We start from the raw sequence: 24,276 nt of genomic DNA, 5'->3' as shown, positions 1-24,276 counted from the left end.
CTCTTTTTAGGTATATCTATGCACATTTGATTTTTTACCTAAAACGAGGATAATTTTTTATGAGCCAACTTTATGAATCTATGCGTAGCAACATTCATATGTTAGGAGATTTCTTGGGGGAAACCATTCGCGATGCTCAAGGCAATGAGATTTTAGAACTGATTGAAAGTATTCGTGTCTTATCACGCAGTTCACGTTCCGGTGATGAAAAAGCGCGCAAACAACTACTAGATATGTTGGCTAATATATCAACAGAGAATGTCATTCCGGTTGCCCGTGCTTTCAGCCAATTCTTAAATCTGACCAATATTGCCGAACAATATCAAACCATTTCCCGTCACAGCAAAAATGCGTTACTTGGCGAACGTTCGATGGGAGCGTTATTCGCTCGCTTGAAAGAACAGAATGTACCGGTACAAAAAGTCATTGAAACCGTCGAAAAACTCCTGATTGATTTAGTGTTAACGGCTCATCCTACAGAAGTTACCCGCCGTTCGTTAGTGCATAAACACGTTGAAATTAATCGTTGTTTAAGCCGACTAGAACACAACGACCTCACCGATAGTGAAACCACTAAACACAAACGCCGCCTAATGCAATTAATTGCTCTTGCATGGCACACCAATGAAATTCGTACTCAACGTCCAACCCCGGTTGATGAAGCAAAATGGGGGATGGCAGTGATTGAAAACAGCTTATGGAAAGCGGTGCCGGAATTCTGTCGCCAAATTAATTTCCATTTGGAAAAAAATTTCGGTGTGCAGCACCCGGTCGGTCTTGCGCCAGTTCGCTTTTCTTCTTGGATGGGCGGTGACCGTGACGGTAACCCATTTGTTACCGCCAAAACAACCCGCCAAGTGTTATTAATGAATCGTTGGAAAGCCGCAGAATTATTCTTGGAAGACATCAAATTACTTTCCGATGAACTTTCTGTTGTCGGTTGCACCGATGAATTCCGAGCAAAATACGGTAATCACTTGGAACCATATCGTGTTGTAGTAAAAGAACTGCGAACCAAATTGGTAAAAACTGTCACTTATTATGCGGAATTGTTAGAAGATAAAACGCTTTCCGTTTCAGAAAGTGAGATCTTAACCAACGATGAACAATTATGGGAACCATTAAACGACTGTTACCAATCCCTACAACAATGCGGCATGCGCATTATTGCCAACGGTGCATTGCTAGACTGTTTACGTCGCGTTCGCTGCTTTGGTTTAGGTTTATCTCGTTTGGACATTCGCCAAGAAAGTACGCGTCATGAAATGGCAATTGCTGAAATTACCCGTTATATCGGTTTGGGCGATTACTCGCAATGGACGGAAGATGACAAACAAGCATTTTTGGTACGTGAATTAAGTTCCCGTCGTCCATTAGTACCGACCAACTGGAAACCAAGCCCGGAAACACAAGAAGTTCTCGATACCTGTAAAGTCGTTGCGGAACAACCGCAAGGCGTGATTTCCGCTTATGTTATCTCAATGGCACGTGAAGCCTCCGATGTACTTGCTGTACATTTATTGTTAAAAGAAGCGGGTTGCCGGCAAACCGTTCCGGTTGCACCATTATTTGAAACGCTAGATGACTTAGATCGCTGTGAAAAAGTGATGACCGCATTATTTAACGTTGGTTGGTATCGCGGTGTTATCAATAATAAACAAATGGTCATGATCGGTTATTCCGACTCAGCCAAAGATGCCGGAATGTTAGCCGCTTCTTGGGCGCAATATCGAGCACAAGAAGCATTGGTGAATTTATGTGAAAAATATAACATCGAACTCACCTTGTTCCATGGTCGCGGCGGTACAATCGGACGTGGTGGCGCACCGGCACATGCCGCCTTGCTTTCACAGCCGCCTCGTTCACTCAAAAACGGCTTACGCGTCACCGAACAAGGCGAAATGATTCGCTTCAAACTTGGTTTACCCGCCGTAGCGGTAGAAAGTTTAGATCTCTACGCCAGTGCAATTTTAGAAGCCAACCTTTGTCCGCCGCCGGAGCCGAAACAAGCATGGCGTGAGGCGATGAATAAAGGCGCAGAAATTTCTTGTGAAATCTATCGCGGCATCGTTCGCGGCGAACCGGATTTCGTTCCTTACTTCCGTGCCGCAACACCGGAACAAGAGCTATCCAAACTACCTCTCGGTTCCCGTCCGGCAAAACGTAATCCGAACGGCGGCGTAGAAAGCCTACGTGCCATTCCATGGATTTTCGCTTGGATGCAAAATCGTTTGATGCTACCGGCTTGGTTAGGTGCGGGTGCAGCATTACGCCAATTAATTGAACAAGGTAACGAAACGTTATTGAAAGAGATGTGTGAGGAATGGCCGTTCTTTTCCACCCGCATCGGGATGTTAGAGATGGTGTTCAGTAAAACCGACTTATGGCTTGCGGAACATTATGACCAACGTCTTGTACCACAACATTTACACCGTCTAGGAAAAGAGTTACGCAGCCAATTACAAGCGGACATTCAAACCGTATTATCACTCTCCCATGATGATCAACTGATGGGTGATTTGCCTTGGATCGCCGATTCTATCGCGCTACGTAATATCTACACCGACCCACTCAATTTATTGCAGGTTGAACTATTACACCGCTTACGTACCCAAGCGGAGAATGCGAATCCGGAATTAGAGCAAGCCTTGATGATCACCATCACTGGCATTGCCGCCGGTATGCGCAATACAGGCTAATCTGCAAACTTTTAAACAAAACGGACCGCTTGTAAATAATTACAAGCGGTTTTATCTTTGAAGATGACTGCCAAGCAGTAGCTAGAACCATTCTTCTGCCAGTTTTTTCTGATTAAGACCAATAGGATTGGACGGCTAGTTTAGCAATATACTGATCCATTTCCTCTTTTGGTGCTTGGCTAATATCACTAGAGTAAGCGGTACTAAAACTTGCCATAGCATCCACTAATTTTTCAACCTGAGTCATATCAATTCCTCTGCCATCAGCTAATTTGATTTTTTCGACCTTATAAAATCGATGAGTATACCAATCTTTAACAGTTACTTGATCTAGTGTTGAAAGTGTTTGAATGACCAAATCATTATTTTTACGGGAAAACCATAATTGACTTGACTCGTTCAGATCCTTGAATTGAATAATATCAATACGCCCGTCATTCCATTCGGCATATTCGTTAATTACATCCTGACCGTGTCCTTTTGCAAACAAATAAGTATCGGAGCCGTAACTACCGTTTAAAGTATCGTTACCTAAACCGCCGATTAGTTTGTCATCACCCCGTCCTGCATTGATCGTATCATTACCCGAGCCGGCATCAATAATCGCTTTTGCATTCCAATCGTAAATAACATCATCCCCTTCCGTACCAAACAGTCGGATCCCCTCTGTTTTCATTTCTGCCAAAGTCAAATTACGGTCAGCAAATTCAAAGCGTTCAATTTCATAATAATTATGCTCGTAGAATGCTTTAATTCGTAGCGAATCTCCTTCATGATAATCAAATAACACCAGGTCATTGTTTTCACGACGGAACTTCACTTCATCATAATTTACATCACTAAAACGGATCGTATCGATATGTCTGTCATTCCACTCGGCATATTCGTTAATCACGTCCTGACCGTGTCCTTTTGCAAACAGATAAGTATCGGAGCCGTAACTACCGTTTAAAGTATCGTTACCTAAACCGCCAATTAGTGTATCGTTTCCTCTACCAGCATTGATCACATTATTTTCTGAATCACCTATTACAATATCATTACCTTTATAATCTTTGTCCTTCCAATTTTCAAATAATGTAATTCCTTGCTTTTCCAATTTTGATAACACAAATGTAGATTCTGATTTCCAATCACTATACCATGTTTGATCTTTAGCATAGCTGACGAATTTATTTAAGAGTAATAATCCTTCATTCCATTCTACCGGATTTGTCATTAATGAAATATATTCACTTAAATCCGTTAATGCATTAATTGGAGACCGTTCAAATTCAGACAAAAATAAAGGAATAACTCTAGAATAGTCGAATACCCATTCATTATTTTGTTTGAAAAAATAGACTTGGTTTGCATATCTCTTTAAACGAGTTTGAAATAATAATGATTGATAGGCAAATTCAATAGAATTTTGATACATACGATTAATTTTATCAGTAATGTAATCGATGTCTTTATCCGTCGTATAATAAAGTTGTTTAATATTCAAGTTATATAAGGAATTAATTGTCGCAATTTTATGCTTATTTTCTTCAAAACGTTGCATAATCTCAGGATTATGCTGAGCATTCCGAAGTCTTGCCAATTCACCTGGTGTAACTCGTACAACAACATCCGATTGCGATGTCGATTCAACTGTTTTTTCCAATATGTAATCGTAATGGCTATACTTCTGATCTGTTTCCGCCCATTTATTTAGAATATTAGGTAAAAGTTCTAATTGAGACTGGCGCGTATCTGCTACCGCATATTGCTGTAGTAAGTCACTTAACTCTTTCGATAATGCAGCCGCCTCTTTTAAATCACGAATTCGCCCCACGCCACTTAAATTCACTATGTTATGTTGTATAGCTGAAAAATCTACCTTATCAATAAATTGGCTATAAAAAGGATTAAAACTGAAGTTTACATCTCCCATTACACCAAATGAACCGTCTACTTTTTCAAATCTACCGAGTTGACTGAGAAAATTATTACCCGTCAATTCATCCGAACGTTGTTCATATTCCGTATGCAATGCTCCAATACCAAACTGCTCTAGACTGAATAACTCTTCACTAGAACTTTCGCCGTCTTGGTTAATATCACGCCAAATCTGTAATCCACTAAAATGGCTATCTAGCCTATTAACAATGCCATCATCATTTTCGTCCAACTCGGCAAGTGCAGAGAACCCATGCTTAGAATAAGTTGAGTCGGCAAGTAATACTCTATCGCTAAACAGCTCACTACTATTATTGATAGAACCGTCTTGATTACGGTCAAATACTAAGAAACCGTCATCACTTTTTAGCCACCCCGTTGCTGTACGAATACCATCTAAATCATGATCAAACAATGCTCCTGATTTACCATTGTGCGATACTGTTTCAATACCATCTCCATCCAAATCTAAGACCAATGGATCATATACTTCATAATTACGTCCCGGTTTATTCGGTGCTACATTACCTCGCTCCCCATTACTGTTATTATCCGTCGCACCTTCATCCGGCGAATTCAAATCAGAACCATCAGCCCTTGAATCCGCATGCTCATTTCCTCCCCAACCTCCTTGATTATCGGACACAGCGTTATTCGCACTTCCTGATGATAGATCATACGGATTTTCTCTTTCTCCTTCAGGTTGATTGGGGGGAGCGTAATAATCAACGGGCATACTATTAGATATAAGCTTTCCCAAGCTTGGGAAATCATTTAAGTGAAAATAGAAAGAATCTTGGTGAAAATAATATTCATGTGTTTCCTGATTATAATATACGGGAATATCTAAAAGATTGATACCCAAATCACCATTTTTAAAATCCTTAATCTGAAGACTTTTTCCAATTGCCGCTCCACTATTATCAACTTGTGTAATGGTTAACGACTCGGAAATAAAACTAAACAAGCCACTTTTTGAGCTAATTTTTGATGAAAATTTAATATTATTCGCTTCATAACGATATCTATTTCCCGAATAACTAATGCCTTCAAATACTGCATAATTTCTATTTGGCTCATAACGTAATAGAGAAGCCACATCTAACAAGTCCCCCTCCTGATTATTTTGTGTAACAAAATAAACGCTTCCTTTTCCATCCGTATCAATGATCGTATCACCTTCGCCGATATAGTAAGTATCAAAACCGTCTCCGCCTAAAACAGTGTCATTACCTTCGCCACTGTCTAATATATCGTCACCATCATTACCTATTAATAAATCATCATTATGACCGCCGACTAAAATATCTCCTCTAACACCTCCGACTAATGCATTTTTAATATAGCTTCGTTGAGCACCGGAATAGGTAGCCCCATTCACCGTATAATCACGGCCTGTACTACTGATAGTATCATCCTCACTCAATTTGCCTTCTAATATTCCACCGTCATTAGCCCCGTCATAACGCACGTATCGTCCTTTCTCGTCCAAATAATTAATCACTCCGGAAGAGTGTAAATCAGCCATAAGCTCAAGAAATTTACCCACTCTATACGAATGATAAGCAGAGGGAGAAAAGGTAAAACTATCCGAATTTGAAAATTGTTGCATATAACGATCAAAGCCATGAAACCTTTTTTCTTTTTCTGCCTGTTCTTCAAAACGTCGAAATTCCTCTTCGGTTAAAACAGGAATTGTTTTTAGATTATCAACACCGGAAAATACCAAATTGACTTTTCGTCCTATTCCACTTGGATCTATCATAAATTTCGTCATTTTATTTGTGATCTTTGCAGCTAAATTACTCGATTCATAGTCGAAATTATCTTGCTCCGGAGAAATCTTCAGGTTATGAACTTCATGGTGTTTTTGACCGTTTTCATCGGTTCTTACTACAAATGTTAGATTTTCTTTGTCTAATTTAAATAAAGTACTACCAAATACATATGCACGATCAACATAATCCTCATCCCAAACCCCTAGTTCATATTGAGACATGCTTAATATCAATTCTTGGTTAGAATAGGGAATACCATAAATCTTTCCCCAAATTTTTTTAATATCATACATTCCATCAGGAATATCTCTTTTATTAAAAAAGTTAGTTAATAGCTTATAATTAGCCGGCGTAACAAAACGTCCCGCCCCGTTTTTCATATAAGTCTGCGCATCAATCGTAATATCTAATGTGCTTTCTAAAGGACGAATCCATTTACCCTCCGCTAATTCACCGGGAGTAGGCGGGGTTTTCTGCCCCCATAAATAAAGCGATACGATTTCAAAAGCGCTAGGCATCGTGGTATTTTGAGTCAGTGTAGTCATAAATCCTCCTCATTATTTATCTTCATTGTATCTTATATTTACCGTAATATTGCCACAGGTGTTAATCGGTATAAAATAACTAAGAATATCGAATGCATTATTTTCAATAACTTCATCATCAAACCCCGTAAACATAAAATTCACATTTAAATAACGGAATGCCGTTGGCGTCCTTTTTATTTTAAAAGAATCCGTTTTAAGTGCATCTTTATACATTTCCATTCCTTTTTCCAAAAAAGCAACTCGTTCAAGAGCTTCTTCTCGCGTATAAACGGTACAACAATCATAAGCATAAATAAAATTCATAATTACATTATCGTAAATATTAAATGAATTATTTTTAGGAAATAACTCATTATCTAAAATACTATCGACATCCTCGAAAACCTTAATTTTATCTTTATATTTTTTATAAAATTTATCAGCATCATCAATACCGATTCCTAAAAACATATTCTTTAATTTATCTCCATTTACCGGCTCACCTAGAAAACTATTGAGATAGGGGAGGCTTTTGTAAAATTCATTCTTCTCTGCCAACTCATTCTTCACGTCTATCATAACTTGGAGATAATCCCGCATGGCATTGCGATAGAGTTCTTCTTTTGTCAGAATGGTTCGGGTTTTCGGGCAATAACCGGCGCGTACCAAACTGACATAGTCATCCAAGCAGTAATAAACAACGCCGAATAACAGCATAAATAAGCTAATAAAATAATAACGTTTTTTTCGGAATATGTTTTTCATTTGGTTATTTTCTCCGATTAGTATTTAATAACGGATAAATTTTTAGTTGGGTATAGTTATTTTCCATCTTTTACTCTTTCTCCAATCATAAACATAAAAAGGGCTATATAACACATCTCCACAATTACTTAACAAATATGTTCTACTGTTTTCGTATAAACTTAAGGGTTCATTTTCTCTATTACTCGGATAATATTCTAAATATTTGGTTTTTAACAGTCGATAACCGATGCCATGAATTTTATAATTGGCACCTTTAGGCATGCCTCCTATATGTTCAGGTAAATAATCTACTCTTTTAATCAGAATATTATTTTTTCTATCATTACTTTCAAACTCATTTTCATCAATTACATCGCTGTAATCCGAATTAAACAGCTCATGAGAAATATACTTAACAATAAATACAACATAATGTTCACTTCCATATTGCCTAAAATATTTTTTTAAATCTTCCGCTTTTTCTATTTTTATTGGATGAAATGATTCGGTAATTTTGGGGGAAGGAAATTCCTTTAAATAAACTCTATCTTCATATAAAATATTTTTTATCTCTTTTTCAGGAAATTTTATTGGAGAATACCAAACACCACAATACTTACGCTTACAATAACGAGCTGTTTCGGCTAAGACTTCCTCTTGCACCGCATTAATAGCTTTATCTTGGTTAAATAACTCGACAATTTCCAGTTCTTTTTCAATCAAACTAACCATCGCTTTTTCTTTTAATTCTTCTTTGGTATAGTAAGTATTATCCCGCCAACAAAATCCTTCTCTATTCTTATCTATATATTCTTGATATGAAATATTATCCGGCTTTTTATTTTTATCTAGTATCTCATACCAATATTGATATTTTTCGAGATCAACACGATACTCATAATATCCCCAACTGATAATAGCCACAAAAATAAACAATATTGACACTATAACTTTTTTCATATTCCCTCCTGCCAATTAAAAACCCAATCAAAAAGACATTTTATTTAATTTTCAAAAGCACTCGGCATCATTGTATTTTGAGCAAGTGTAGTCATAAATCCCCCTATTATTTATCATTATTACTTCTCATATTTATTGTAATATTGCCACAAGTATTAATCGGTATAAAATAGCTGAGAATATTAAATGCATTATTTTCAATAACCTCATCATCAAACCCTGTAAACATAGCGTTCACATTTAAATAACGGAATGCCGTTGGCGTCCTTTTTATTCCAAAAAAATCCTTTTCATGTTTAAGAAAATTTTTATATTTATCAATCTCTCTTTCCAAAAAAGCAACTCGTTCAATAGCTTCCTCTCGCGTATAAACGGTACAACAATCATAAGCATAAATAAAATTCATATTTGCATTATCATAAATATTCAATGCATTATTTTTCGGAAATAACTCACTGTCTTTAATCTCACCAACATCATTTAAAGCTCTTATTTCAATTTGATATTTATTGTAGAACTTTTCAGAATATAAAACACTTGATCCTAAAATAGGTTTTATCATATTTTTTAACTCATAACCGTTTATTGGTTTACCCAGCCAAATATTGTAATAAGGGAATTCTCGGTTAGATTCAAACTCTTCTGCCAACTCCTGTTTTATTTCTATCATGACTTGGAGATAATCCCGCATAGCATTGCGATAAAGTTCTTCTTTTGTCAAAATGGTTCGGGTTTTCGGGCAATAACCGGCGCGCACCAAACTGATATAATCATCCAAGCAGTAATAAACAATGCCGAACAACAACATAAACAAGCTGATAAAATAATAACGCTTTTTTCGGAATATGTTTTTCATTTGGTTCCTCAAGTTGATTTCATCTTAAGCCTTTCAAGGAGGTGATCATCTTATCTTGCTAAATTGCTAAATTGCTAAAAACCATGATGTATTTCACAGTTTTTAAATAACGGACAAAAATTTTGCAAATTGTCTGCTAAAACAAACCGCTTGTATTACCTCTCCCGCATACTTTCATCAACAGTTGTTTTTAACGGACTTAATAAATAATCCATTACACTACGTTTTCCTGTTTTTATTTCTGCCGATACCGTCATTCCCGCCATTAAGTGAATTTCTTTGCCATCAATATTTAAATAATTTTTATCCATTAAAATGGTAGTGGAAAAAACCAGCCCCAGTTCTTCATCATTAATTGCATCAAAACTGATATGTTTTATCTTACCGGTAATATAGCCATATCGAGTATAAGGAAATGCTTCTACTTTGATGACTACGTCCTGTCCAACCTGAATAAAACCGATATCTTTATTTGAAATCATCGCATCAATTTCTAACTGGTCGTCCTTCGGTACAATAACCATTAATGGTTGGGCAGTTGTCACCACACCACCGATTGTATAGGTTTGCAACTGTTGAACCGAGCCGTCTACCGGTGAACGAATTTCAGTAAACTGTCGGCGTTGTTTTGATTTCTCGACTTCCAGGCTCAATTGACTGATACTTTCATTGGCTTTACGTAGTTCTTCTAAAACATCCCGACGAAAAGATTCGATAAAATAGCGGTATTCCTGCTTGGCTTGATTCAAACTGGCAGATAATTCATCTAATTTACTACGTTGTATATGTAATTCATTCGTAAGTTCTATCAACTTATTTTCCTGCACGAAATATTCATGTTTGGAAACACCTCCCGTTTTATACAAACTTTTGAAATCGTTACGTCGTTCCACCTCATATTTCTGCATCGCTCGTAATTTATTAACTTCGATTTCAGTCGTTTTAATTTCTGCTTCACGCTGTTTAATGCTTGCATTTAATCGTTCTTTTTGTGCCGACCATGTTGTATACTGGCTACGAATTAATGCTTGCTCTTGTTGAAGTATTTCTACAGGTAACACAAGCTCTGATTGGTTCAATACCTCTTGTACAAATGTTGGCTCTACATTGTTATCCATCGCATTTAGCAACGCTTTTTGCCTATACTTGGATAATATTGCCGCATTTAATGCCTCTTCCGATTTAGAGTGATCAGCATCCGCTCCCATTGCAACCAGTTCCATTAGGAGTTGATCCTTTTTGACTTCTTGTCCGTTACGCACATAAACTTGTTTTACCATTGCCGTTTCTATCGGTTGAATCGTTTTACTACGCCCGCTCGGCATAATTTTTCCCGGCGCTACCGCAACAATATCAACCTTACCTAAATATGCCCATACTACGGCAATCAACAAAAAGACGAATATTAATCTCCCTATCCATTTTGGCAATGCCGAAATCGGACTTTCAATCAGCTCTAAATGCGCAGGTAAAAAGGCATTTTCATCCTCTTGTCGTAATGGTGAATCAAACTGCCGTCTTATTTTCCACGTTTCGCTGAAAATCGTTAGATAACGTTTTATTAACTCACAAAGACCTTCCAACCAAAGACTCATATACTTTTCCTTATTATTCTTTTCAACCGGATTAATCGGATTGCAGTTGATGCAAATAGTAATACAGCCCTTTCTGTTCAAGTAACTGCCTATGATTACCTTGTTCGACCAATTTTCCCTTATCCATCACTAAAATTCTGTTCGCTTGTCGTACAGTGGAAAGACGATGTGCAATAATAATCACTGTTCTGCCTTGGCAAATATGTTGCATATTTTTCATAATGATACGTTCCGATTCATAATCCAACGCACTAGTCGCTTCATCAAAAATTAAAATACGCGGATTAGTGATTAATGCTCGAGCAATGGCAATCCTCTGACGTTGTCCCCCCGATAAACTGGCTCCGTGTTCACCGACAATGCTGTCATAGCCTTCGGGCAAATCGGTAATAAAATCGTGCGCCCCGGCAAGTTTTGCCGCATAAATCACTTTTTCCATTGGTATTGCAGGTTCAATTAAAGCAATATTGTCTCGAATTGAACGGTTAAGCAGAATATTGTCTTGTAATACAATACCGATTTGTCGGCGTAACCATGACGGATCAACCAAAGCAATATCAGTACCATCAATAAATACCCTCCCGCGTGTAGGAATGTAAAGTCTCTGAATTAATTTGGTTAAAGTACTTTTGCCCGATCCTGATCGTCCTACAATTCCGACTACTTCCCCCTCATTAATCGTTAACGAAAGGTTATTAAGAATTTCGTTACCATCCGGGCGATAGCGAAAAAAGACTTCATTAAATTGAATTTCCCCGCGAATATCCTGCGAAGATAAACGGCTTTGGGGATTTTCGGTTGGTGTATTTAGAATATCTCCTAAACGACTAACAGAAATGCCGACTTGTTGAAAATCCTGCCATAATTGTGCTAAGCGGATAACAGGTGCAGCGACTTGTCCGGCTAGCATATTAAATGCAATAAGCTGCCCTACCGTCATCTCTCCACGAATAACCAAATGCGCTCCTATCCAAAGGTTAATGACCATCACCAGTTTTTGAATGAGTTGTACCCCTTGTTGTCCGATAGTTGCAAGTTTAGTCACCTTAAATCCTGCTTTAACATAACCCGCCAATTGTTTATCCCAATGATCAATCATCTGCGGACTGACCGCCATTGACTTAATCATATTCATTGCACTAACTGATTCCACTAAAAATGACTGGTTATCTGCATTACGTGCAAATTTCTCATCTAAACGACGACGTAAAATCGGGCTAATAGTTGCAGACCATATCGCATAGCATGGTAACGAAATAATCACAACCAATGTTAACCATACACTGTAATACCACATCACAGTCAGGAAAATAAATGAGAACAATAAATCCAGAACGGAAGTAAGTGCTTGCCCTGTTAAGAAATTACGAATTTGCTCTAGTTCGCGTACACGAGCGACCGTATCACCGACGCGACGGTTTTCAAAATAAGAGATAGGAAGAGAAAGTAAATGACGAAAAAGTTTTGCTCCAAGTTCAACATCAATACGACTAGTTGTATGTGCAAACACATAAGTGCGCACTCCGCCTAAAACAACTTCGAAAATTATCACTACACCAAGTGCAACGGCTATAACATTGAGAGTACTAAATCCTTGATGTACCAGCACCTTATCCATCACTACCTGAAAGAAAAGCGGAGTAATCAGCGCAAAAATTTGTAAAACAATAGATACAATAATGACTTCACTCAAAATTCTACGATATTTCACAATCGCCGGAATGAACCACGTAAAATCAAACTTTGCTAATTTACCCAACACTGAGGCTCTTGATGTCAAGGCAATAACCTCTCCTTGATAACGTTCGTCGAATTCCATCTCAGTAAGCACCGTCGGTGAATCCGTCGTTAAATCGTAAATAAGATAACGTTTTTTGTCCGCATCTATTCGCGCTAAAACAAAATGCTGTCCATCATTTCGCCAAACTAATAAGGGCAAATGCATAAACGATAGACGTTCCGATGATTTTTTCAGCACCCTTGCTTTTAAGCCGAGAGATTTCGCAGCAAGCAGCCAATTTGTTTGTGAAAGCCCTGCTCCGACTGTATCGAATTGGTGTTTGATTTGAGTCGGGTTAATTGAAATCCGGTGAAAATTGGCTAGCAACACTAATGCTGCGAGAGCCAAATCTTTAGGTTGGTTATTGTTCATAGATAATCTGATAAAAAATTTGCACATTTAATTTACATTAATATAATTATATTCACTTTATTTTCATTTTTATACATAAAAAATCATTTTATAGCTATTTTGCACAAAATGTACAAATATCAATTACATCAAAAAGTTGAACAAACAGTCAGATTTAATCAAACATTTCACTGATTACGCGATATATTGCAAATTTCCATATAAAACGGACCGCTTGTTAGGGTTACAAGCGGTCCGTTTTGATAAGAAATTTACAAAAACGATTGGTAGGGCAAAATTGAGCTGTCGTTATAATCCGCTAAGGATATCCAATGCATCACTTAATTTTTTTACCGTGAAAACAGTCATCTCTTTAATCGGTTTTTTCGGCATATTACCGAACGGTACGATTGCCCGCTTAAAACCGTGTTTTGCTGCTTCACTGATACGCTCTTGCCCGCTCGGAACCGGGCGGATTTCGCCGGCGAGCCCGACTTCACCGAATACCACCAAATCTTGCGGCAACGGGCGATTACGAAAACTGGAAATTAATGCCAGCAATAAGGCAAGATCCGCACTGGTTTCAGTGACTTTTACACCACCGACAACATTGACGAATACGTCTTGATCGGACATTTGCAACCCGCCGTGCCGGTGTAAGACGGCAAGTAATAGCGATAAGCGGTTTTGCTCCAACCCTACCGCAACCCGTCGCGGATTTGCCAACATGGAATGGTCGACCAGCGCTTGAATTTCAACCAGTAATGGACGGGTTCCCTCCCACACGACCATCACGGAGCTACCCGGTGTTTGTTCGTCACTGCGACTGAGAAAAATTGCCGATGGGTTTTTCACTTCCCGTAAGCCTTGCTCCGTCATAGCAAAAACGCCCAGCTCATTCACGGCACCGAAACGGTTTTTATGACTGCGCAGCGTACGAAAGCGAGAATCCGCTTCCCCTTCAAGCAACAAAGAAGCATCAATGGCATGTTCCAATACTTTCGGTCCGGCTAACGTGCCGTCTTTCGTCACATGACCGACCATAATGATCGCGACTTGTCGGGTTTTGGCATAGCGGGTCAGAAAAGCGGCACATTCGCGTACTTGCGCCACACTACCCGGAGAAGATTGAATATCGGCAAGATGCATGACTTGAATGGAGTCGATCACCATCAGCTTCGGTTTTTCTTGATCGGCAATATTACAAATATGTTCCACGGAAGTTTCGGACAACATTTTTAAATGGGCGGTCGGCAATCCTAAACGGTTCGCCCGCATGGCTACCTGTTGTAACGATTCTTCACCGGTTACATACAGTGTCGGTAAATGAGGCGATAACCCGCACATGACCTGTAACAATAGCGTACTTTTTCCCGCACCGGGATGGCCGCCGATTAAAATAGCGCTACCCGGTACAATGCCGCCACCCAATACACGGTCTAATTCGTTAAATCCGCTGGAAAAACGCGGCACTTCCTGCAAATCAATTTCAGCCAGCGTTTGAACTTTACCCGTTGTCGTGCCGGCATAACCGCTAAAACGATCACCTTTACTCTCTTGCTTTGCCGAAATCAAACGCACTTCACTGATGGTATTCCATGCCAGACAAGCGCGGCACTGCCCCATCCAACGGGAATATTCCGCGCCGCAATCATTACAGACATAAGCGGTTTTTGCTGCTTTAGCCATACTCACCTCAAAAAGTTAAATCAGTCGAATGGTAGCAAAAAATACTGTGTAAATAAACAGTCCAATCTTATTTTTTCGACGCAGATCGACAAAATCACTTTTGCCGGTCGATTTTTAACTCAAAAAACGCAAACTTATAGCAGCGCAAATTCCGCGCTCTACCATAAGGAAAGATTATGAAAAACAATTTGTTATTCCGCCCGATACAAAAGGCATTCACCTTAATAGAATTGATGATCGTGGTCGCCATCATTGCTATTTTGGCAACGATTGCCATTCCGTCCTACACCAACTACACCCAAAAGGCAGCACTTTCGGAGCTGTTAAGAGCCTCCGCCTCCTATAAATCCGATGTTGAAATTTGTATCTACAACACCGGTGCATTAACGAACTGTAACGGCGGTGCAAATGGCATTCAGGCAAATAAAACCTCTAACGATGATGCTAAATACCTTAAATCCGTCTCTGTCGCTGCCGGGGTAATTAGCGTAAGCGGCAAAAGCAGTATTGAGGGTTACGGTTATGAAATGACTCCAAAGTTTGCTAATAACACAATTACTTGGTCAACCAGTTGTACAGGTTCGGATACCAGTTTATTCCCTGCGAATTTCTGTGGTAGCACGCAAGCGAAAATAAATTAATTAAATAACGGCACGTATTATGCGTGCCTTTCGGGAAATGCTTATGCTGAGTCAATATTCAATCTATGAACATAAAACCGAGCGATTATTTGAAATTTCGGAAAGCCGTTGGCTGCAAAATTGTGAAGAGAAACAACTACTGCTACGTTATTTAGCCATACCGGTAAAAGAAGATGAACAGAAATTATGGCTGGCGATTGATGATGAGAAAAATCTCAGCGCTTGTGAAATTTTTGCCTTTATGACCCACAAGCAGATTGAGCCGGTGTTAGTTACTTCGGAAGAACTGAAATACCTGCTCAATCAGCTCTCTCCCGAACAACATCCCTTGCATGAAAATACCGAAATCACTTACCTTTCTTCAGAAAAACCATCGGAGCAGCTTAATTTTACCGACCCGATTATTCAGTTATTGGATAATTTGTTCAAGTTCTGTTTAAGTAAAAATGCTTCGGATATTCATATTGAACCGCATAAGGACAAATTGATTATTCGGCTACGTATCGACGGTGTTCTACATATCTACAAGACACTTTCCAACCAATTCACTGCAAGGATTATTTCCCGCTTGAAATTATTAGCAAAATTAGACATCAGCGAATCCCGCTTACCGCAAGACGGTCAATTCAGCTTTACAACGGCATTGGCTGAAACGTTGGATTTTCGTGTTTCAACCCTGCCGACGAATCACGGCGAAAAGGTCGTGTTGCGTTTACAAAAAAATAAACCGACTCAATTGGATTTCCTCTCTTTAGGTTTTGATGAAACGCAAAAAGAGAGGTTACTATACGCGTTAAAACAGCCACAGGGATTGATTTTGGTAACCGGCCCGACCGGGAGTGGTAAAAGCATTACGCTATATAGCGCCCTCACCTATTTAAACCAAAACGACAAGCATATTTTAACTGCCGAAGATCCGATAGAAATCGAAATTGAGGGATTGATTCAAACACAAGTCAATCACGCCATTCAGCTGGATTTCAGCCAATTATTACGCACTTTTCTACGTCAAGATCCCGACATTATTATGCTCGGTGAAATTCGTGATGAAGAAAGTGCCAAAATCGCATTACGGGCGGCACAAACCGGACATTTGGTGCTTTCCACCTTACATACCAACGATGCGCCGTCTGCCATTGAACGCCTAAAGCAACTAGGCATTGAAGATTATGAAATTAAAAATGCCTTGCTGTTAATCATTGCCCAACGGTTAGTCCGCAAAATCTGCCCGACATGTAAAGGCAAGGGCTGTGAAGGCTGTTATCAAGGATACAAAGGGCGCATCGGCGTTTACCAATGTTTCAGTCGATTTGCAAATTATTTCGACAAACAGACCGCTTGTTTGGACTATCCGACACTCTTTGCCAGTGCCAAACAAAAGATAACTCAGGGCGTAACGGATATCACCGAAGTTGAAAGAGTAATGGGAGGAGAGACATAATGCCCCGAATCTACCAGTTCCACTGGAAAGCGATTAATCGATTTCAACAGAAACAACAAGGGAAATACCTTGCGCAAAGCCGTGACAAGGTAGAAAAACAGCTGCTGGAAAAAGGTTATCAACATATTCGAATTCAACGTAATTTTGTTTTATCGCAAAAGCCAAAACAGAGTGAAATCACGCAACTTATCCGTCAACTCGCGCTACTGATTAATGCCGCTATTCCTCTGAAGCAGAGTCTATCGATGTTGTTGGAGAATTGCGAAAACGGCAAACTCTATTTATGGTTGAACGGAATTATTCAACAAATCGAAGCAGGATTTTCTTTTTCCTCTGCATTAGAAAAACAGTCGACATATTTACAGCCACAAGAAATTCAACTGATTAAAATGGGAGAAGCCAGCGGAAATTTATCCACAATTTTATCCAATATTGCGCATTCCCGTGAAAAATTTGACAAAATGATGAAAAAGGTCAGAAAAATTCTGTTTTATCCACTGATTATTTTATCGATATCCGTCAGCCTTTCCCTACTATTACTGATTTTTATTGTGCCTAAATTTGCTGATCTTTACAGCAGCAAAAAAGCAACATTGCCGTTAATTACCGAGATGCTGTTTTTTCTATCCGAATTTCTGCAACAACATATTCAGACACTACTGCTTTTCGGACTACTTACAGCCGTTTGCATAATTATTTTAGCGAAGAAAACTTCGCTGATACGCCGGTTCAACACCGCTTTGTTAGGACGGTTACCAATTTTTAACAGCATTATTCACCAATCCCGCATTATCTATTTTTGCCAAAATTGTGGATTAATGTTGGGCGCACACCTACGATTAGATCTCATTTTACATTCATTTTTATCCGCGAAACAAAGCGATCCGATTTTAGAAAAAGAAGTGCAGTTTATGTTGATATTGCTTAAACAAGGCTACCGTTTTTCAGAAGGACTCAATCCAATGGTGTTTAACTCTGATGTCATTCAAATGATTGCCACGGGTGAACGTAGCGGGCAGTTGGCAAAAATGCTTGAACACGTCAGCGAAACTTATCAGCAAAAACTTGATTACCAAATCGATATACTTTCGCAACTGTTAGAACCCATGTTAATGCTAGTAATGGGCGTAATTGTCGGCACCATTATTGTCGGTTTATATCTACCGATTTTTGATATGGGCGGAGTGATTTCATGATGCTACTGTTAATCGGCTTAATATTGGCATATTGGTTTAAGCAAGAATGGGCTAAATTTCCACTAAGAATTAATAAACAGATTTATGAAGATTATCAGCAGATGTTGCCCTCCGATATAACTTTTAATGAATTTTTATCGAAATCACCTTTACAGGTAAAAGCCTGTCGGCGATTTTATCTTTTCTATTTGCTTTTTCCATTCGTTTTATGGATATTCAAGACATTACCGCTACCGTTGATATTCATCAGTCTGATTTTGCTTTATCTTTCATTGTTGGATTCTGTTTATTACTTAACCGATATCCGCTATGTTGCCTTGATATTTATGTTGTCTATCGCCCAACTCCTGTTTTACGATCAGACAGCTCTCTATCTGCATTTACTTAATTTACTGTTTACTTCATTGTTTTTCACGATTTTTATCCCGCTAACTAACCGACTGTTTAATCAAGAGATGCTGGGCATAGGCGATGTGGTTTTATTGATTGCGCTTACACCGCTATTTACCATAGAACAGATGATGCTATTACTACTTTATTCATCACTATGCGGCTTATTTTTTGCCCTATGCTATAAGTTGATATGCCGGAAAAATATTCATCGATTGCCTTTTATTCCTTTTATCACGATTTCGACTTTTATCCTATTTATTGATAGAATTCCTACCGTTTTTAATACTTAACGGAAGCATTCGGATGACTTATATTGTCGGCTTAACCGGCGGAATCGGCAGCGGAAAAAGCACTATTGAGCGGTTGTTTGCCGAAATCGGCGTGCCGGTAATTGATGCGGATGTGGTTGCCCGACAAGTAGTTGAAAAAGGCTCTCCGTTATTGGCAAAAATTACGGAGCATTTCGGTCAAACGATTTTAACCTCAAACGGTGAACTGAATCGTGCCACATTACGCCAAATTATATTTGAAGATGACCGACAAAAAAGCTGGTTAAATCATTTATTACATCCGGCAATACGCGAAACAATGCTTACCCAGCTTGAGAATGTCCGTTATCCTTATGCCCTTTGGGTTGTGCCGCTGTTGATTGAAAACCAGCTCACATCATTATGCGATAGAATACTGGTGGTAGATGTTCTGCCTGAAATCCAATTGGAACGAGTCCTAAAACGCGATCAAAGCAATATTGAAACCATACGCAATATGATTGCTTCGCAAGTTGATCGCCTGACACGCTTAAGCTATGCCGATGATATTATCGAAAATAACTTACCGCTTGAAGAGAACTTACCTCGGCTTAAACAACAAGTTCATTCCCTTCATCGGCACTATTTAACCTTAGCAGTACAAAAAGGAAACAAACCATGACTGTAGTAAATTGCCCGACTTGCCAAAAAGAAGTAGCTTGGTTGCCGGAGAACAAATATCGCCCGTTCTGCAGCAAACGTTGCCAGCTCATCGATTTAGGCGATTGGGCGGATGAAAAAAAACGTATTGCCGGCGAAGGAGAGGATTTAATGAGTGCGGAGTTGCAAAAAGAAGCTTAATCGCCTATCCGAACAAATTATAACCGCTTGTACACCTGCTCAAAGGGGATTCGGAAACGATCTCCCCAAATTCCGCGTCCCTCTTCACGAATGCCGCACGCTATCACCATCGTAATTTCCGCTGCGCGTGGCAAATTCAGTATTTTTCTGACGTGATAGCTATCGAACCCTTCCATCGGGCAAGTATCATAGCCTTGTTCCGCCATTGCAATCATAAAAGTTTGCGCCGCCAAAGCACAACTTTTATGCGTCATTACACGGCAGTCCGACTCGGAAACATCCGTCATCACAGGGCGAAATAAGTGAGTAACACAAGCAATGCTTTTACGAAATGCGCCAACCAACCCGAAACAGTGAGCATAGAAAAACGGGAGCAATTTTCCATAGTAAAGCGTTTTACCTCGGGTACGACGCTCACGAACCTCGGGCGGGCTGTTGCGTTGGATATTATCGCGTTCAAAGGCTAATACGGCTTGCGCACGTTGTTTATGCAGATCTTGGCGGGCGACAAATACCACCATCTGTTGCGCTGTAGTCGCCGGTTGCTGACTTAAACATGCTCTGGCTAATTGTTGTAACAGGTTTTGTTCGGTAATGTGATAGAACTCATAAAGTTGCAAGTTCGAACTACTTGGAGCAAGCGTTGCAAGTTGCAGACAATATTTTACCTTTTCGCTCTCAATCGGTTTGGACGGATCATAATAACGCAAGGAACGACGGTGATGGAGCAAATCGGCAAGGGACATTTTTATTTCCTCTGATAAAATACAAGCGGTCAGATCTTACAAAAATTTTGCAAATTGCAAAACTTTTTCCGAAACTGACCGCTTGTTAGCAATAAATCAACTTAACTTATTTTGCGCAACTGCAATTTTCTAATTTTTTCTCATAACGACGAGCTGCTTCATCCCAATTCACTACGTGCCAGAATGCTTTGATGTAATCCGGACGGCGGTTTTGGTAATTTAAGTAGTAAGCGTGTTCCCAAACATCTAAGCCTAAAATCGGATAGCCTGAAACTCCCGCAACTTCTTTACCCATTAACGGAGAATCTTGGTTAGCCGTTGAAACCACCGCTAATTTGCCGTCTTCTAAGACTAACCATGCCCAGCCTGAACCGAAACGGGTTGTTGCCGCTTTTTCAAATTCTGCTTGGAAAGCCTCTACAGAACCAAAATCACGCACGATTGCATCTTTCAACGCACCTTGTAAAGTTGTGCCCTTTTTTAAACCTTTCCAGAAAAGCGTATGGTTTACGTGACCGCCGGCATTGTTACGCACGGCAGTACGTTTGTCCGCAGGAACTTGCTCTAAATTAGAAATTAATTGACCCGGACACTGATCTAATAATTCCGGATGCGCTTCTAATGCAGCGTTTGCGTTGTTCACATATGCTTGGTGGTGTTTAGAATGGTGGATTTCCATTGTTTTTGCATCGAAATGCGGCTCTAACGCATCATAAGCGTAGCCTAATTCTGGTAATGTGTATGCCATTTTTAAATCCTCAAAATAATTGGTAAAATTTGAGTGTAAACTCACCGCTTATAGTAGCAAATAATAGTCAAGGAATATATGATTTTTTGATCTAAGACAAACAAATAAAAATCTAAGTAAAACGGAAAAAATTTATTGACAAAGCAACCGATTTCGCCCATTCTTTCAACCGTTTTAGACCCTCAACCAATTAGGAAATTGAGATGAATGTTGTAACTACGACAATGACAACGATTATTACCATTATGTACCAACATAGTGCGGGTGTTCGTGGTTAAAAAAGGGAACGAATAAAAGGAAAAACCCGCTGACAAGCGGGTTTTTTCGTATCTAATTTTGCAAATATTAAACCATTATCCACAGGAGAAACTATGCGAGTTCTTAAATTTGGAGGCACATCTTTAGCCAATCCGGAACGCTTTATGCAGGCTGCCGATATCATCGAGAAAGCACATCTGGCAGATCAAGCCGCAGGCGTACTATCCGCCCCCGCTAAAATCACTAACCATCTTGTCGCCATTGTCGATAAAGCCCAAACCGGCGAATCCTACGAATCTCATCTCACCGAAGCCACCGACATTTTCAACAACATCATCAACGGATTATATGCCGTCAATAACAATTTCGACCGTGAAGGATTAAGTGCCTTTATCAAAGCGGAATTAGACGACATCTGTAACATCGCTGCCGAAGCGGCTAAAAATAAATTCTGTCCGGATAATATCAGTGCAACGGTACACAGCCGTGGCGAAAAATTATCGATTGCGATGATGCGGGCTTGGTTTGAGGCAAAAGGTTATGAGGTAACCCAAATTAATCCTGTTGAAAAATTACTTGCTCACGGTAGTTATTTAGAATCTTCCGTGGATATTGAAGAATCAACCAAACGGGTGGATGCCGCTTCAATTCCAAAGAAAAATGTGGTGTTAATGGCGGGTTTTACTGCGGGTAATGAACAAGGCGAATTGGTGTTACTCGGCCGTAACGGTTCCGACTACTCTGCCGCCTGTTTAGCTGCGTGCTTAAAAGCGGATATCTGTGAAATTTGGACAGATGTGGATGGTGTTTATACCTGTGATCCTCGTTTAGTACCGGATGCAATCTGTTTGGAGTCGATGAGCTACCAAGAAGCGATGGAGCTTTCTTACTTTGGAGCAAAAGTGATTCATCCGCGCACCATCGGGCCGTTAGTACCGTTAAATATTCCTTGTTTAATTAAGAATACCGGTAATCCGGAAGGTAAAGGCACAATTATCAGCGGCGATGTTCCAAATGACGGTTTAAAAGTAAAAGGAATTACGAATTTAGATAATGTCGCAATGTTCAACGTCTCGGGAACCGGTATGCAAGGTATGGTCGGTATGGCAGCCCGTATTTTTTCTACCATGTCTAAGGCCAATATCTCAGTAATTTTAATCACCCAATCTTCTTCGGAATACAGCATCAGTTTTTGTATCCCGGTGAAATCTGTAGAAAAAGCGTTAGTGTCACTGAATACGGAATTTGCGGCAGAATTAAAAGAAGGATTACTCGATCCGGTTGAAGTCATCAAAGATTTATCCATCGTTTCTGTAGTAGGTGACGGTATGCGGACAGCTAAAGGAATTGCGGCACAATTCTTCTCCGCCCTTGCTCAAGCCAACATCAGCATTACCGCGATTGCACAAGGCTCGTCAGAACGCTCTATTTCAGCGGTTGTACCGCTAAATAAAGCAATTGAAGCGGTAAAAGCGACGCACCAACATCTCTTTAATGACAAAAAAGTGGTTGATGTTTTTTTAGTCGGCGTTGGTGGCGTTGGGAGTGAATTAATTGAGCAAATCAAACACCAAAAGGACTATCTTGCAAAAAAGGATATTGAGATCCGTGTTTGCGCCTTAGCGAACTCAACTAAAATGTTATTAAATGCAAATGGGTTGAACTTGGACAACTGGAAAACCGATCTTGAAACAGCAACTCAACCGTCTGATTTTGATGTTTTGCTTTCATTTATCAAATTAAACCACGTGATTAACCCGGTATTTGTGGATTGTACCACAGCACAATCGGTCGCCAATTTATATGCGCGCGCGTTAAAAGAAGGTTTCCACGTGATTACCCCAAATAAAAAAGCCAATACATCAAGCTACGAATACTATTTGGAAATGCGTAAAAATGCACGCCAAAGCCAACACAAGTTCCTTTATGAAACCAATGTCGGTGCTGGTTTGCCTGTTATTGAAAACTTACAAAATCTACTTGCTGCCGGCGATGAAGTGGAAAAGTTTGAAGGAATTTTATCCGGTTCGCTTTCATTCATTTTCGGAAAATTAGAAGAAGGTTTAACCCTTTCACAAGCAACCTTAATCGCAAAAGAAAAAGGCTTTACCGAGCCGGATCCGCGTGATGATTTATCCGGTCAGGACGTTGCACGTAAACTATTAATTTTAGCCCGTGAAACCGGTTTACCCCTTGAATTAGACGATATTGAAGTGGAAGGCGTATTACCAAACGGCTTCTCCGACGGAAAAACTGCGGAAGAGTTTTTAACCGTGTTGCCTGAACTGGATACCGAATTTGCAAAACGTATCGAGAAAGCGACCGCTTGTGGTAACGTATTACGTTATGTCGGCGTGATTGAAAACGGTAAATGCCGTGTAGCCATCAAAGAAGTCGATGGCGACGACCCGCTGTATAAAGTAAAAAACGGCGAAAACGCCCTTGCTTTCTACACCCGTTATTACAGCCCGATTCCACTGCTTTTACGCGGTTACGGCGCGGGTAATGATGTAACCGCAGCAGGTATTTTTGCGGATATTCTTCGTACACTACACGGAGGAGCAAACTAATGTCTGTCTTACGCATTTATGCGCCTGCCTCAAGTGCGAATTTAAGTGTTGGATTTGACTCACTCGGCACCGCCATTTCGCCGATAGACGGTTCATTACTCGGTGATGTAGTACAAATTGAAGAGTGCGATCAACCGTTTGAGTTGGAAAGTGTCGGTTATTTTGTGCGTAAACTGCCGAAAGAACCGCAAAAAAATATCGTCTATCAAGCCTATGTGCTGTTTAGCGAGCGCTTGAAATTGCGTGGTGGTGTGGTGAAAAATCTACGC

At 39.7% G+C, this 24,276-nt stretch carries 17 protein-coding genes and 1 pseudogene; 9 read left to right on the top strand and 9 right to left on the bottom strand.

Features of this window, described 5'->3' with window-relative positions; all coding sequences use genetic code 11:
* The first annotated feature begins 59 nt into the window (after positions 1-59).
* The gene (gene ppc / locus ACEYJ7_RS02745) at positions 60-2,699 is read left to right on the top strand and encodes a phosphoenolpyruvate carboxylase (protein WP_373777493.1); all 2,640 of its coding nucleotides are present in this window, start codon (positions 60-62) and stop codon (positions 2,697-2,699) included.
* A gap of 112 nt (positions 2,700-2,811) precedes the next feature.
* Here the strand turns inward: ppc and ACEYJ7_RS02740 are convergent, their stop codons facing one another.
* The 7 genes from ACEYJ7_RS02740 to radA all read right to left on the bottom strand — a co-directional run bounded on the left by ACEYJ7_RS02740 (position 2,812) and on the right by radA (position 14,905).
* A complete protein-coding gene (locus ACEYJ7_RS02740; RefSeq protein ID WP_373777492.1) occupies positions 2,812-6,945 on the bottom strand; it encodes a calcium-binding protein in 4,134 nt (1,377 codons plus the stop codon).
* 12 nt (positions 6,946-6,957) lie between these two features.
* Positions 6,958-7,692, bottom strand: a complete 735-nt coding sequence (locus tag ACEYJ7_RS02735) for a hypothetical protein (RefSeq protein WP_373777491.1) — start codon at positions 7,690-7,692, stop codon at positions 6,958-6,960.
* A 42-nt stretch (positions 7,693-7,734) separates the two neighbouring features.
* Entirely contained in the window at positions 7,735-8,634 is a 900-nt protein-coding gene (locus tag ACEYJ7_RS02730; RefSeq protein WP_373777490.1) for a hypothetical protein, read from the bottom strand.
* Between the two features lie 106 nt (positions 8,635-8,740).
* Positions 8,741-9,490 (bottom strand): hypothetical protein, encoded by a 750-nt coding sequence (locus ACEYJ7_RS02725; protein WP_373777489.1) that lies wholly within the window; start codon positions 9,488-9,490, stop codon positions 8,741-8,743.
* Between the two features lie 155 nt (positions 9,491-9,645).
* A complete protein-coding gene (locus ACEYJ7_RS02720) occupies positions 9,646-11,085 on the bottom strand; it encodes an HlyD family type I secretion periplasmic adaptor subunit (protein ID WP_373777488.1) in 1,440 nt (479 codons plus the stop codon).
* Positions 11,086-11,116: 31 nt separating this feature from the next.
* On the bottom strand, positions 11,117-13,237 hold the full coding sequence (locus ACEYJ7_RS02715; RefSeq protein WP_373777487.1) for a type I secretion system permease/ATPase: 2,121 nt from the start codon (positions 13,235-13,237) through the stop codon (positions 11,117-11,119).
* A 288-nt stretch (positions 13,238-13,525) separates the two neighbouring features.
* On the bottom strand, positions 13,526-14,905 hold the full coding sequence (gene radA / locus ACEYJ7_RS02710) for a DNA repair protein RadA (RefSeq protein WP_373777486.1): 1,380 nt from the start codon (positions 14,903-14,905) through the stop codon (positions 13,526-13,528).
* 176 nt (positions 14,906-15,081) lie between these two features.
* Here radA and ACEYJ7_RS02705 point away from each other — a divergent pair, with 176 nt between their 5' ends.
* From ACEYJ7_RS02705 to yacG, 6 genes are read left to right on the top strand one after another with little or no spacing between them, the layout of a single operon-like run.
* Entirely contained in the window at positions 15,082-15,546 is a 465-nt protein-coding gene (locus tag ACEYJ7_RS02705; RefSeq protein ID WP_373777485.1) for a prepilin-type N-terminal cleavage/methylation domain-containing protein, read from the top strand.
* A gap of 43 nt (positions 15,547-15,589) precedes the next feature.
* Positions 15,590-16,987 (top strand): GspE/PulE family protein, encoded by a 1,398-nt coding sequence (locus tag ACEYJ7_RS02700; RefSeq protein ID WP_373777484.1) that lies wholly within the window; start codon positions 15,590-15,592, stop codon positions 16,985-16,987.
* Positions 16,987-18,183, top strand: coding sequence for a type II secretion system F family protein (locus ACEYJ7_RS02695; protein WP_373777483.1), 1,197 nt, complete (start codon positions 16,987-16,989; stop codon positions 18,181-18,183). The genes ACEYJ7_RS02700 and ACEYJ7_RS02695 overlap by 1 nt, the downstream gene beginning before the upstream one ends.
* Positions 18,180-18,866: a prepilin peptidase gene (locus ACEYJ7_RS02690; RefSeq protein ID WP_373777482.1), complete on the top strand. Its 687-nt coding sequence runs from the start codon at positions 18,180-18,182 to the stop codon at positions 18,864-18,866. Before ACEYJ7_RS02695 ends, ACEYJ7_RS02690 begins: the two co-directional genes overlap by 4 nt.
* 13 nt (positions 18,867-18,879) lie before the next feature.
* Positions 18,880-19,506 carry a dephospho-CoA kinase gene (gene coaE, locus ACEYJ7_RS02685; RefSeq protein ID WP_373777481.1) on the top strand — a complete coding sequence of 209 codons (627 nt, stop codon included), beginning with the start codon at positions 18,880-18,882 and terminating at the stop codon, positions 19,504-19,506.
* Positions 19,503-19,685 (top strand): DNA gyrase inhibitor YacG, encoded by a 183-nt coding sequence (gene yacG, locus ACEYJ7_RS02680; protein ID WP_373777480.1) that lies wholly within the window; start codon positions 19,503-19,505, stop codon positions 19,683-19,685. Before coaE ends, yacG begins: the two co-directional genes overlap by 4 nt.
* 17 nt (positions 19,686-19,702) lie before the next feature.
* On the opposite strand, the gene ACEYJ7_RS02675 is transcribed toward yacG, so the two are convergent.
* Together ACEYJ7_RS02675 and sodA are read right to left on the bottom strand one after the other, a co-directional pair.
* Positions 19,703-20,431, bottom strand: coding sequence for a nitroreductase family protein (locus tag ACEYJ7_RS02675; protein WP_373777479.1), 729 nt, complete (start codon positions 20,429-20,431; stop codon positions 19,703-19,705).
* Between the two features lie 106 nt (positions 20,432-20,537).
* Positions 20,538-21,179, bottom strand: a complete 642-nt coding sequence (gene sodA / locus ACEYJ7_RS02670) for a superoxide dismutase [Mn] (protein WP_373777478.1) — start codon at positions 21,177-21,179, stop codon at positions 20,538-20,540.
* A 371-nt stretch (positions 21,180-21,550) separates the two neighbouring features.
* On the opposite strand from sodA, the gene thrA reads away from it, so the two are divergent.
* Both thrA and ACEYJ7_RS02660 read left to right on the top strand, forming a co-directional pair.
* Positions 21,551-24,007 carry a bifunctional aspartate kinase/homoserine dehydrogenase I gene (gene thrA, locus ACEYJ7_RS02665; RefSeq protein WP_373777477.1) on the top strand — a complete coding sequence of 819 codons (2,457 nt, stop codon included), beginning with the start codon at positions 21,551-21,553 and terminating at the stop codon, positions 24,005-24,007.
* Positions 24,007-24,276: pseudogene (locus ACEYJ7_RS02660) on the top strand (homoserine kinase); the annotation flags it as partial. The gene thrA and the pseudogene ACEYJ7_RS02660, both read left to right, overlap by 1 nt.

This window comes from Glaesserella sp. (assembly GCF_041814905.1).
In the GTDB taxonomy this organism is placed as follows: Bacteria; Pseudomonadota; Gammaproteobacteria; order Enterobacterales; family Pasteurellaceae; genus Glaesserella.
Note: the sequence above shows the minus strand (reverse complement) of the source record. Positions and strands in the feature narration are given on the sequence as shown.